Source organism: Streptomyces sp. NPDC093085 (assembly GCF_040683935.1).
Taxonomy (GTDB): Bacteria; Actinomycetota; Actinomycetes; order Streptomycetales; family Streptomycetaceae; genus Streptomyces.
The window spans coordinates 301150-313058 of sequence record NZ_JBFBFB010000003.1 but is presented as its reverse complement, the minus strand read 5'-3'; the positions used below and the strand labels follow the sequence as shown (position 1 = coordinate 313058).

Here is an 11909-nt window from a genome sequence, read left to right as displayed (position 1 = left end):
ACCACCGAGGGCCCCGGCCCGGTCTCCGCGAGGAGGCCGGCCGGGGCCCTCGGCGTTCCCCGGGGTCCCCGTGCCGGGGGCCGAACCCGGTCCTGTTCCCGCTCCGTACCCCCGTCACACCCGTGTCTCTCTCCCCGGGCGCACCGGCGTCCGCAGTGCGGGCACCCTGCCGACGGGCGCCGTCTCCGCCGATAGGCTTGCCGCCGGGCCGTACGCCATCACCACGGCCGTACGAGGCCCCCGTACCCCGTAGCCGTCCCAGACACCACCCAGGAGCCAGCATGAACGCTGTTCCCCCCGTCGGAGACGACACCGTGGCGGCCCGCACCTGGCCGGGCGTACTCAACTCCCTGCTGCGCGGCGAGGACCTGGGCCCGGACGACACCGCCTGGGCCATGGACCGCATCATGACCGGCGAGGCCACCGACGCGCAGATCGCCGGGTTCGCGGTGGCGCTGCGGGCGAAGGGCGAGACCGTCGAGGAGGTCTCGGGGCTGGTCCGCGCGATGTACGGGCACGCCCGCACCATCGAGGTACCCGGACGCACCGTCGACATCGTCGGCACCGGCGGCGACCTCGCCAAGACCGTCAACATCTCCACGATGTCCGCGATCGTCGTGGCGGGGACGGGCGCCAAGGTCGTCAAGCACGGCAACCGGGCCTCGTCCTCGGCGAGCGGCGCCTCCGACGTGCTGGAGAAGCTCGGCGTCAATCTGGAGCTGACGCCGGAGCGGGTCGCCGAGGTCGCCGAGGAGGCGGGCATCACCTTCTGCTTCGCGGTCAAGTTCCACCCCTCGCTGCGGTACGCGGCCAAGGCCCGCAAGGAACTGGGCGCGCAGACCACCTTCAACATCCTCGGCCCGCTCACCAACCCGGCCCGGGTCGCCTCCCAGGCGGTGGGGGTGGCGGACGCCCGGATGGCGCCGATCGTGGCGGGGGTGCTCGCCGAGCGGGGCAGCTCCGCGCTGGTCTTCCGGGGCGACGACGGGCTCGACGAGCTGACCACCACGGCCACCTCGCGGGTGTGGACGGTACGGGACGGGCAGGTCACCGAGCGGCCCTTCGACCCGCGCGACGTCGGGCTGCCGCTGGTGCCGGTCGAGGCGCTGCGGGGCGCGGACGCCTCGTACAACGCGGATGTCGCGCGCCGCCTCCTCGCGGGCGAGACCGGGCCCGTACGGGAGGCGGTGCTGCTCAACTCGGCGGCGGCGCTGGTGGCGCTCGACCCGACGGACGACCCGCTGGAGACCCAGCTCACGGCGGGGATCGCGCGGGCGGCGGAGTCCATCGACTCGGGCGCGGCGCGCGAGGCGCTGGCCCGCTGGGTGGCGGCGAGCAACGCCTGACCGGGTGCGGGAGGGGCCGGGCGGGGGCCGGGAGCGGCCCCCCCCCGCCCGGCCCCTTCTGCCGTGGGGCACGGGGCGCGGGTCCGGGCCGTACCGCGGGTGTCCCGGAGCGGGCGCGTCCCGTATCGCGGACAGCGGCTTGGGAGGTCAGGGCCCCTGTGCCATACTCTCGGCCAAGGTCATGAGTGACAGCGACAAAGGCCCCGGCCCGCTGTCCGGCAACCCTCCGTCCGTGGCGGGGTGCCCCGGGTGAAGACCAGGCCGTGGGCAGCGAGGTCCGCGGCAAGCGCGGACCCCTTCCACCTTTGGGGTCCTGGTCCTCAAGGGAGCCTCTCGTGAGCAAGCGAATGCGCTAGGGCGTCTTCACGCCCCTCCTTCAACACGCCCCCGCACGGGCCTCTTCCGTGTGCCGGGGCCACCCCCGCACCACGCGCCCTTTCCGTCACGCGGCCATGCCGTCATGCTGCTACGGAGCCGTGCGGGTCCTTGAAGCCGTTACGACATTCACGCCGGGAGACACCCCATGTCCGTACGCCCGAACGCCGCCTCCGCTCCTGCCTCCGCCTCCTCCGCCGCTTCCTTCTCCGCTGCCTCCTCCGCCACCGACGACCCCGCCTGTGGAGCGCCGCTCCCGGTGCTCGGGCGCGATGTGACCGTCCCGCTCGTCACCGGCGGCGAGGTCACCTACGCCGCCCTCGACTACGCCGCCAGCGCCCCCGCCCTCCAGCGGGTCTGGGACGACGTCGCCACGTACGCCCCGTACTACGGCAGCGTGCACCGCGGGGCCGGCTATCTCTCGCAGCTCTCCACCGACCTCTTCGAGAACAGCCGCCGCACCGTCGCCGACTTCCTCGGCTGCCGCGCCGACGACCAGGTCGTCTTCACCCGGTCGACCACCGACTCGCTCAACCTGCTCGCCTCCGCGCTCCCCGCCGGCTGCCAGGTCTTCGTCTTCGAGACCGAGCACCACGCCTCCCTGCTGCCCTGGCGGGACGCCCGGGTGACGTACCTCGACGCGCCGCGCACCCCGGAGGCGGCCGTCGCCACCCTGGAGCGCGCGCTCGCCGCCCGCGACCAGGGGGACCCCGCCCTGGTCTGTGTGACGGGCGCGTCCAATGTGACCGGTGAGCTCTGGCCGGTACGGGAGCTGGCCGCCGCCGCGCACGCGCACGGTGCCCGGATCGTGCTGGACGCCGCCCAGCTCGTCCCGCACCACGCCGTGGACCTCACCGACCTCGACGTCGACTGGATCGCCTTCTCCGGGCACAAGCTCTACGCGCCGTTCGGCTCCGGGGTGCTCGCGGGCCGCGCCGACTGGCTCCGGGACGCCGAGCCGTATCTCGCGGGCGGCGGCGCCAGCCGGAAGGTGGCGCGGCGCACCGACGGCGGGGTGGACGTCGACTGGCACACCACGGCCGCCCGGCACGAGGCGGGCTCGCCCAATGTCATCGGCGTGTACGCGATCGCCTCGGCCTGCAAGGCGCTCACCGAGGCGGGCTTCGACGCGCTGGCCGCGCGGGAGCGGCGGCTGGTCGCGGAGGTGCGTACCGGGCTCGCCGCGATCCCCGAGGTCACGGTGCTCTCGCTCTTCGGCGACGAGGCGCCCCGGGTGGGCGTCCTCTCGTTCGTGGTCGAGGGGTGGAACAGCTCGCACTTCGCCGCCGCGCTCTCCGCGGAGTACGGCATCGGCGTACGGGACGGTCTGTTCTGTGCCCATCCGCTGGTCAGGACGTTGCTCGACGGCGACCCGCAGGAGCCGGGGGAGTGCGGAGCCCCGGAGGCCGAGCCGGGCGAGCGCTCGCTCAACGCGATCCGGGTCAGCTTCGGCGCGGGGACCCCGGACGAGCATGTGGAGCGGTTCGTACGGGCCGTGCGCGAGCTGGTGAGCGACGGCGCGCGGTGGAACTACCGTACGGAGGACGGCCGCTGCGTCCCGGACCGGGACGCAGCGGCCGCGTAGAGCCGTAAAGCCCGTAAGGGCGGTGGAGAGGCTAGGGCCTGTCTGACAATTCCCGTCGTCGCCCGGAGGGCGGCCTCGCGGCGTCAGGTGCGTGCTCTCGGTGTGCCGGGCCCTGACCCACGTACTGGACGTACTTGGGTCAGGGCCCGGTGCGGCGAGAGTGCGTGCATGGCGTCGCGAGGCAGGCGGGAATTGTCAGACAGGCCCTAGGTCCCTAGGAGTCGAGGCCGATCGAGAAGGCCGCTTCCAGGTCGTGCTGGGAGTAGGTGCGGAACGCGACATGCGTGTCCGTGGCCTCGACGCCGGGGATCTTGCTGATCCGGCCGGGGATGACCTCGGCCAGGTCGTCGTGGCGGGCGACCCGGACCATGGCGATCAGGTCGTACTGGCCCGTCACCGAGAAGACCTCGCTGACGTTGTCCAGCGCCGCGATCGACTCGGCGATCTCGGGGATCCGGTCCACGCTGGTCTTGATGAGCACGATCGCGGTGATCACGGTTGGCGTTCTCCCTCGGTGGCCCCTGACTGGGCCTTCACTCTATCGGTACGCCAGTACCGCCCCCAGGCGTAGAGGAACCCGGTCGCGAAGCCGGCCAGGTGCGCCAGATAGGCGACACCGGGCCCCGCTCCGGCGCCGCGCGCCGCCACCCCCTGGAGCGCGAACCAGAAGAGCAGCACGGCCCAGGCGGGGAAGCGCAGCGGCAGGAAGAAGAGGAACGGGAAGAGGCTGGTGACCCGGGCCCGGGGGAAGAGGTACAGGAACGCGCCGAGCACCCCGGAGATCGCGCCCGAAGCGCCCACCAGCGTCTGGCCCGAGCCGGCGTTCGCGAGCGCGTACGCGAGCAGGGCGAAGGCCCCGGTGGCAAGGTAGAAGAGCAGGAAGGCGGCGTGGCCCATCCGCTCCTCGGTCAGGGCGCCGAAGACATGCAGGAAGAGCATGTTCCCCAGCAGGTGGAGCCAGCTCCCGTGCACGAAGAGCGCGGTGAACGGGGTGAGCAGGGCCCCTCGGCTCGGCACGGGTCAGCTCGTCCGGGATGACGCCCCACCGGACGAAATAGGCGCTCTGCGTGGCCCGCAGCGCGTCGTCGCCGCCGTACGCGTGCGTGAATCCGGAGACCGGGCTCAGCAGGAAGGCCAGACAGCACAGGGCGATCAGCCCGTAGGTCACCAGGGGCGCTCCATACGCCGTACGCCTTTTGATCACGGTCCGAGCATGGCGTACGTACCGCAACAGGACCGGGTGGACCGCCTCGCCGCGCCGGGGGAGAGCCCCGAGGCCTTAGGGTTGCCGGATGCCGTACGCGGTCGGGCGCCGGACCCGGCCCGGATCCGACGCCGGACCCGGCCCCGGATTCGACGCCGGATCGCGGGGCACCGCATAGGAACGAAGAAAAGAGGGCGCCACGATGGCAGTACTTCCCACGGTTCCGCAGCCGACGGCCGCCACCCGGTGGCGGTGCACCTTGTGCGGCAACCTGACGCGGTTCGACGTGACGCGCTCGTCGAAGGTGGTCGAGTACGTCCATCTCGACCTGGCCGGGGAGTCCAGGATCGAGGAGCGTGAGGTGGTCAGTGAGACCATCGAGTCGGTGCGCTGCCGCTGGTGCAACGCCGTGGATCAGATCGAACTGGTGGACAGGCCGGGTGCCGGCTCCTGACGGAGCCGCCCCTGACGGGTGAATGGGGTGACGGATCGTGGAGCAGGCCGCGAGCGGTGCTGAGCCGGCCGGTACGGCCGGCGGTGACGCCGCGGAGACGCTCGACCGACCGCTCCCCGAAGGGGTACGGCGCCGGGTCGTCGCGCTGGTGTCGGAGGCGTTCGGCGGACTGACCGTCGCCGAGCTGCCGGCCCAGCTCCGGCAGTACGCGCGCTTCACCCCGAACAGGCGTACGAAATTCGCGGGCAATGCCATGGCCGCCGCGCTGGAGAGCGACCCGCTCTTCCGGCAGCGGATCGGCGAGCGGATCGTCCACTCCCAGCCGGAGCTGGCGTCGGCCCTGGAGTCGGGGTCGCCGCCGGCCGCCGCCGACCCGGTCGACGTGGCCGCCGCCGCGTATGTGCTCAGGCCCGCCGGATGGGTGAAGCTCGTCGCCGCCGCCGGGGAGGAGGCACAGCGTGCCGACGCCGAGCGCGCCGACGAGGAGGCCCGGCGCGAGCTGGAGCGGCTCGGCGCCGAGCTGGCCGCCGCCAGGTCCCAGACGAAGAGCGAGACGGAGCGGCTCCGTGCCGAGCTGGAGGCCGCCCGCAAGGAGGGCGAGGCGCTCCACCGCAAGCTGCGCAGCGCCCAGAGCGATGTGAAGCGCGGCGAGGCGGCGCTGCGCCGGGTGCGGGCGGAGGCCGAGGCGTTCCGGGCCGAGAGCGCGGCGCAGCTCTCGGCGGCGGAGAGCGAGACCCGGCGCATCAGGGCGCGGCTCGCGGAGGCGGAGTCGGCGGTGGAGGCGAGCCGCCGGGCGGCCCGGGAGGGGCGCTCGGTCGAGGACATGCGGCTGCGGCTGCTGCTCGACACGGTGCTGGAGTCGGCCCAGGGGCTCCGGCGGGAGCTGGCGCTGCCGCCCGCGGCGAGCCGGCCCGCCGATCTGGTCGACGCGGAGCGGCCGGGGCGGATGTCGCCCAAGGATGTGGCGGCGCGTGCGCTCTCCGAAATGGATCCGGCACTGCTCGATCAGTTGCTGGCGCTGCCTCAGGCGCATCTGATCGTGGACGGCTACAACGTGACCAAGACCGGGTATCCCACGATGCCGCTGGAGAAGCAGCGGCTGCGGCTGCTGGGCGGGCTCGCGATGCTCGCGGCGCAGACGGGCGCGGAGATGACCTGTGTCTTCGACGGGGCGGAGCTGGCCGCTCCGGTGCTGCTGGCGCCGCCGCGCGGGGTGCGGGTGCTCTTCTCGAAGCCGGGGGTGACGGCGGACGAGCTGATCCGGCAGCTCGTACGGGCGGAGCCGCCGGGCCGGCCCGTGGTGGTGGCCTCCACCGACCGGGAGGTCGCGGACGGGGTGGCGCGGGCGGGGGCGCGTCCGGTCGCCTCCGCGCTGCTGCTGAAGCGGCTTTCGCGCGTATAGCGGTCGTATGGAGATCGCCGTACCCGATGCCCGAGTTGGTGGGGTGTTATCCGGTCGCGGCCTCAAATGTCCGCTACTGCATGTGCATTGCCCGTCGACGGTCAGTCTGCGTCTGTCGGCGTCTGTAAATAATGCGCTTCGTGACAGAGATTTTCCTTGCAAGGATTTGAACTGATCACGGGAAGGTCACTAGGGTCAGGCCTCGAACCTTCGCGCGGTTGATCACCCATCCGGGGTGGCAGCGAAGGAACCGCCGTTTTCGCGCAGTTCGGCCCAGTTTCGCGGGGGAGCCGTCGGCGCGGAGCCGGGACTGACGCGTCCCTGAGGACCGGCAGGCGGCTGAGGAAGAAGGAGCTCGCCTCCGTGGCGTCCCACCGTCGTCCCAAGCCCCCGAGCCGTACCCGGGTGACCGTCCTCACCGCGACCGCTGCCGCCGCCGTCGCGCTGACGTCCCAGGCGGCCAACGCCGCCCCGACGCCGAGCAAGGCCGACGTCAAGGAGAAGGTCGACAAGCTCTACGAGGACGCGGAGAAGGCCACCGAGAAGGCCAACGGCGCCAAGGAGGCGCAGGAGAAGCTGGAGAAGCAGGTCACCGCGCTCCAGGACAAGGTCGCCCGGGGCCAGGACGAACTGAACGAGATGCGGGACGGGCTCGGCCTGATGGCGAGCAACCAGTACCGCACCGGCGGCATCGACCCCGCGCTCCAGCTCTTCCTCTCCTCCGACCCGGACAGCTACCTGGAGAAGGCGTCCACGCTCGACCAGGTCAGCGCCAAGCAGGCGGCGTCGCTCCAGAAGATCCAGGACAAGCAGCGGACCCTCGCGCAGCAGCGCAAGGAGGCCCAGGGCAAGGTCAAGGACCTCGCGGACACCCGCAAGCAGCTCACGAAGAAGAAGCAGGAGGCCCAGTCCAAGCTGGCCGCCGCGCAGAAGCTGCTCAACACGCTCACCGAGAAGGAGCGTGCCGACCTCGCCAAGGCGGAGGAGGAGCGCGCCAGCCGCGGCAGCGGCGGCAGCGGCTCCACCACCCGCACCGACCTCGGCAACACCCCGGCCTCCTCCTCGCGGGCCGCCGCCGCCTTCGCCGCCGCGCAGGGCAAGATCGGCACCCCGTACGTCTACGGCGCCTCCGGCCCCAGCTCCTTCGACTGCTCCGGGCTCACCTCCTGGGCGTACGCGCAGGCCGGTGTCTCCATCCCGCGCACCTCGGAGTCCCAGGCCAACGCCGGTACGCGGCTCTCGCAGAGCCAGCTCCAAAAGGGCGACCTGGTCATCTTCTACGGCGACCTGCACCACGTCGGCTTCTACGCCGGCAACGGGCAGGTGCTGCACGCGCCGAAGCCCGGTGCGAGCGTCCGCTACGAGTCGATCGGGAACATGCCGTTCCAGTTCGGCGTCCGCATAGGCTGACGGCCGCCCCCCGATGCTCTGTCGGGCCGTCAGCTCCGGTCCGACACCCGCCCATTCGGGCGAATTCCCGCCCCATACGGTGACACCCGCGCCCCGCCGATGACCTTGAGGTCTACGGCGGGGCGTCACTCTGTGCGCGCGGGGCGGTCGTTGGCCGCTCCGTGATCGTCCGGCTACTGTCTGCCGCACGCAGCACCGGCCAGCGGTCCGCCCACCGGGCGGCAGGGCTGCGGCCGCGCGTACAGGCGTACAGCGCGTACAGCGGAAGGGAGTTCGGCTTCCCGTGGTGTCCCATCGCCGTCCCTCACAGTCACGTTCCGGTTCCGGCCGGCACGCGCCCCGTTCCGGCACCCGCGGCAGCGCCGTCGCCGCCGTGTCCCTCGCGGCGGCCACCACGGCGGTCGCGCTCGGCGCCGCCCCGGCGGGCGCCGACCCACAGGCGACCCCCGAGGCGACCAGGGCCAAGGTCGACCGCCTCTTCGAGCAGGCGGAACGGGCCACCGAGCGGTACAACGAGGCGGGCGAGCGCGTCACCGAGCTGCGGGCCCGGCTCGACGCGGCCCAGGACACCGCCGCACGCGGCCAGCAGCGCGTCAACGCGATGCGGGGCGCGCTCGGTTCGCTCGCGGGCGCGCAGTACCGCACCGGCGGTGTCGACCCCACGCTGGCGCTGCTGCTCTCCTCCGACCCGGACGGCTATCTGGAGAAGGCCGCGGTCCTCGACCGGGTCGGCGCCCGCCAGTCCGGCACCCTGCGCGAACTCGCCCTGGCCCAGCGGAGTCTCGGCCAGGTGCGCCAGGAGGCCACCCGCGACCTCGCCGAACTGGAGCGCAGCCGGGCCGCGGTGGCCCGCCACAAGCGCACCGTCGAGGGCCGCCTCGCCGAGGCGCGCAGACTGCTCACCGCGCTCACCCGGGCCGACCGGGCCACGTACGACCGCGCCTCCCGATCGGACCGCTCGGAGCTGCCGGGGGCGCTCTCCGACCCCGGCACGCCCGCCACCACGCGCGCCGGAGCCGCCGTACGGGCCGCGCAGGGCGCCGTGGGCCGCCCGTACATCTGGGGCGCCAACGGCCCCTCCGGCTTCGACTGCTCCGGCCTCACCCAGTGGGCCTACGCCCAGGCCGGCGTCGGCCTCCCGCGCACCTCCCAGGCCCAGCGCCAGGCGGGCACGCGTGTCCCGCTCTCGCAGGCCCGCCCCGGCGATCTGGTCGCCTACCGCGACGACGCCAGCCACATCGGCATGTACGTGGGCAACGGCCAGGTCATCCACGCCCCGTACCCCGGCGCCTCGGTCCGCTACGACCCGGTCGGCATGCTCCCGGTCTCGTCGGTGACCCGGATCTGAGCCGGGGCCCGGCCCCCGGGGGCGGTTCCGGGCGGTGCGCGGGTCCGGGGGCGGGACCTCCGGACCGTACGATCGCGGGATGGCAGGTCAACGGCGTCCGGACGGCGCGCCCCTCGGCCGGGGGATCGGGCGGCGGGGCGCGCTGACGCTGCTCGGCGGGGCGCTGCTCGCGCCCGGGTGTTCCGCTCCGGCGCGCGCCCCCGCCGACGGCGGCGCCGCCCCGGGCGATGCGGCGATCCGCCGGACCCTGGCGCGCCGGGCCGCCGCCGTGCTGGCCCGGGACGCGGGCGCCTACCGAGCCACCTCGGCCCCGGACGGTGCGGAGGGCCCCGACCTGTTCGGGAACCTCGCCGAAGTGCCGCTGGCCACCTGGGAGTACCACCTCACCGGCATACGGCGCTCCGGCGCCCGAGCGACCGTACGCGCCGAGTTGCGCTACCGGCTCACCGGCCACGACACCGCGCCGGTGCGCACGCCCCGCGTACTGGAGCTGACCGAGCGCGCGGGGCAGTGGTACGTACGGACCGACCGGCCCGGTGCGGACGGCGCCCCGCAGCTCTGGGAGCAGGGCGCGGTCCGGGCCGTACGCGGGGAGCGCGCCCTGGTGCTGGGGGTGGACCCGGACGGCACGGGCCGGGATCCCGCGGAGCTGCGCGCCCTCGCCGCCGTCGCCGAGCGCGCCGTGCCGGCCGTGGCAGCCCGCTGGCCGGGCGCGTGGGCGCGCCGGGTGGTGATCCTGGTCCCCGCGGACCTCACGGCCATGGGCGGGCTCCTGGGGGCGCCTCCCGGCGCTTACCGCTCCATCGCCGCCGTCACCACCGGCGAGACCGGCGGCGCGGGCGCCGCGCCCGCCGACCGGATCGTCGTCAACCCGGAGGCGTACGGCGAACTCGGCGACTTCGGCCGGCAGGTCGTCCTGACCCATGAGACCACCCATGTGGCGACCCGGAAGGCCACCTCCGCCGCCACCCCGGCCTGGCTCTCCGAGGGCTTCGCCGACTGGGTCGCCTACCGGGGCTCGGACCGTACCGCCGGGCAGATCGCCCCCGAGCTCCAGCGGGCCGTACGGCGCGGGGAGGCGCCCCGCGCGCTCCCGGCCGACGCGGACTTCGCTTTCGGCGCGGAACCGGAGCGTCTCGCCCGCGCGTACGAGGGCGGCTGGCTCGCCTGCGAGACGATCGCGGAGCACTGGGGCGAGCCGGAACTGACCGCCTTCTACCGCGCGGTGGGCGCCCACCGCGACCGTGCCGGCGCCGTCGAGCGGGCCGCCCGCGACACCCTGGCCACCACGCCGGTGCGGCTCACGGAGCTGTGGCGCGATCTGGTCCTGCGGCGCCTGGGCTGACCTCCGCCCCGCGCCCCGCGCAGGGCCCGGCCGCGCGCCCCCTCCCGCGCCCCTTCCCCTGTCCTTTCCCGCGTCCCGTGCCCGCCCGGCCGCCGCCGGGGACCGTCGCGCGCCACAGCCGGCGGCAGGCGATGACGGTCGCGGCGACGAGCAGGCCGTTACGGACGAAGAGCAGCGTCAGGCCGAGCGGATCCCCGGCCACCACATGGTCGAACCCCAGCGGGAATTCGAGCGCCGTCACCCCCGTCGCCACCAGCACCAGCAGCGCGGGCACCGCCATCCGGCTCGCCCGTGCCGTCAGCGCGACCGCCGCGAGACCGACCAGCCAGAGCAGATACTGCGGACTGAGCACCCGGCTCGTCGTGGTGAAGAGCAGCACCGCCGCGAACGCCGCGTCCGGCGCCGTCGCGGCACCGTACGTACGGGCCCGCAGCCGCCACACCACCAGCCAGCCGAGCGCCAGCGCCGAGAGCGCCAGGGCCGCCGCGCTGACCACGGGAACGTACGGACCGACGAACTCCACGGAGCCGTAGTGGAGCTGCACCCCGCCCGTCCAGCCGAAGTGCCGCCACACCTGGAAGACCAGCGCGCCCAGCGACTCGACCTCCGTGCCCCGGTCGCGCTGGAAGGTGAGGAAGGCGAGCGCGCCGGGGAGCGCGGCGCTCGCGCACACCACCAGGGCGAGCGCCGTCACCACCGCGCTCGCCCAGGCCCGCCGGGTCGCCCGCCCCGGCGCCGTCCCCACCAGCAGCAGCGCGGGCCACACCTTCAGCAGCGCCCCGAACGCGGCCAGCGCGCCCATCAGCCGGGGCCGGCCCACCCCGGCGAGCAGCGCGGCCACCGCCACCGCCGTCACCATCACGTCGTACCGGGCGTACGCCGTGGGCCCCAGCAGCGGCACCCCCACCACCCACACCCACGCCCCCCGCGCCGACCGCCGGGGCCGCCGGGCTCTCGCGCTCCGGGGCCACCCGGCCGCGTACAGCAGCAGCCCGAGGACGACCGCGTCGGAGAGCAGCGCCAGGACGAAGAAGGCGGTCGCGTACCCGAGGAAGGGCAGCAGCGCGGGGGAGACGATCGCGAGGGCGGCGGCGGGCGGGTACTGCCAGGTGACATCGGAGAGCGGATACGTGCCGGTGCGCAGCACCTCGTACCAGCCCCGGTAGATCACCGACACATCGCTGGTGACATCGGGCCCCGGCACGGTGAGGACCTTGAAGACGCAGAGCAGCAGTGCGCCTCTGGTCACCGCCCACACGGCGAGCACGGCGGCTGCCGCGCCGCGCCCGCGCTCTCCCCCCGTGCCGTTCACCCGACTCGTCCCACTCATCCCACCGACCCCGTTCGCCCCACTTGCCCCGGTCATCGTGACTCATCCTGATAGGGGGAGCCGGCCGAGCCCGTGAGGCGGGGCCGGGGCGGGGCCCGGTACTGTCTGCC

At 74.1% G+C, this 11909-nt stretch carries 9 protein-coding genes, 1 pseudogene and 1 riboswitch; of the genes and pseudogenes, 7 read left to right on the top strand and 3 right to left on the bottom strand.

Features of this window, described 5'->3' with window-relative positions:
• The first annotated feature begins 281 nt into the window (after window positions 1-281).
• Together trpD and AB0O07_RS12155 are read left to right on the top strand one after the other, a co-directional pair.
• Window positions 282-1346 (top strand): anthranilate phosphoribosyltransferase, encoded by a 1065-nt coding sequence (gene trpD, locus AB0O07_RS12160; protein ID WP_365630981.1) that lies wholly within the window; start codon window positions 282-284, stop codon window positions 1344-1346.
• A 177-nt stretch (window positions 1347-1523) separates the two neighbouring features.
• Window positions 1524-1641: riboswitch (SAM riboswitch) on the top strand.
• Between the two features lie 228 nt (window positions 1642-1869).
• Window positions 1870-3306, top strand: coding sequence for an aminotransferase class V-fold PLP-dependent enzyme (locus AB0O07_RS12155; protein WP_365630979.1), 1437 nt, complete (start codon window positions 1870-1872; stop codon window positions 3304-3306).
• Between the two features lie 214 nt (window positions 3307-3520).
• Here the strand turns inward: AB0O07_RS12155 and AB0O07_RS12150 are convergent, their stop codons facing one another.
• Together AB0O07_RS12150 and AB0O07_RS12145 are read right to left on the bottom strand one after the other, a co-directional pair.
• Complete coding sequence (locus AB0O07_RS12150) at window positions 3521-3802, bottom strand: Lrp/AsnC ligand binding domain-containing protein (RefSeq protein WP_365630977.1); 282 nt, start codon at window positions 3800-3802, stop codon at window positions 3521-3523.
• Window positions 3799-4510 (bottom strand): annotated as a pseudogene (locus tag AB0O07_RS12145) (rhomboid family intramembrane serine protease). Before AB0O07_RS12145 ends, AB0O07_RS12150 begins: the two are co-directional and overlap by 4 nt.
• Before the next feature lie 202 nt (window positions 4511-4712).
• Between AB0O07_RS12145 and AB0O07_RS12140 the strand changes: the two are divergent.
• The 5 genes from AB0O07_RS12140 to AB0O07_RS12120 all read left to right on the top strand — a co-directional run bounded on the left by AB0O07_RS12140 (window position 4713) and on the right by AB0O07_RS12120 (window position 10469).
• Window positions 4713-4964 (top strand): hypothetical protein, encoded by a 252-nt coding sequence (locus AB0O07_RS12140; protein WP_365630975.1) that lies wholly within the window; start codon window positions 4713-4715, stop codon window positions 4962-4964.
• Between the two features lie 37 nt (window positions 4965-5001).
• Window positions 5002-6366, top strand: a complete 1365-nt coding sequence (locus AB0O07_RS12135) for an NYN domain-containing protein (RefSeq protein ID WP_365630973.1) — start codon at window positions 5002-5004, stop codon at window positions 6364-6366.
• 363 nt (window positions 6367-6729) lie between these two features.
• Window positions 6730-7776, top strand: a complete 1047-nt coding sequence (locus AB0O07_RS12130; protein WP_365630971.1) for an NlpC/P60 family protein — start codon at window positions 6730-6732, stop codon at window positions 7774-7776.
• A gap of 373 nt (window positions 7777-8149) precedes the next feature.
• On the top strand, window positions 8150-9124 hold the full coding sequence (locus AB0O07_RS12125; RefSeq protein WP_365630969.1) for a C40 family peptidase: 975 nt from the start codon (window positions 8150-8152) through the stop codon (window positions 9122-9124).
• 79 nt (window positions 9125-9203) lie between these two features.
• Window positions 9204-10469, top strand: coding sequence for a hypothetical protein (locus AB0O07_RS12120; RefSeq protein ID WP_365630967.1), 1266 nt, complete (start codon window positions 9204-9206; stop codon window positions 10467-10469).
• Here the strand turns inward: AB0O07_RS12120 and AB0O07_RS12115 are convergent.
• A complete protein-coding gene (locus tag AB0O07_RS12115) occupies window positions 10426-11799 on the bottom strand; it encodes a glycosyltransferase family 87 protein (protein ID WP_365630965.1) in 1374 nt (457 codons plus the stop codon). The genes AB0O07_RS12120 and AB0O07_RS12115 overlap by 44 nt on opposite strands.
• Window positions 11800-11909: the final 110 nt, after the last annotated feature.

Coding starts and splice junctions, on each gene's coding strand:
- trpD (WP_365630981.1), top strand. CDS start 282: ATGAACGCTGTTCCCCCCGTCGGAGACGACACCGTGGCGGCCCGCACC.
- AB0O07_RS12155 (WP_365630979.1), top strand. CDS start 1,870: ATGTCCGTACGCCCGAACGCCGCCTCCGCTCCTGCCTCCGCCTCCTCC.
- AB0O07_RS12120 (WP_365630967.1), top strand. CDS start 9,204: ATGGCAGGTCAACGGCGTCCGGACGGCGCGCCCCTCGGCCGGGGGATC.
- AB0O07_RS12140 (WP_365630975.1), top strand. CDS start 4,713: ATGGCAGTACTTCCCACGGTTCCGCAGCCGACGGCCGCCACCCGGTGG.
- AB0O07_RS12115 (WP_365630965.1), bottom strand. CDS start 11,799: ATGAGTGGGACGAGTCGGGTGAACGGCACGGGGGGAGAGCGCGGGCGC.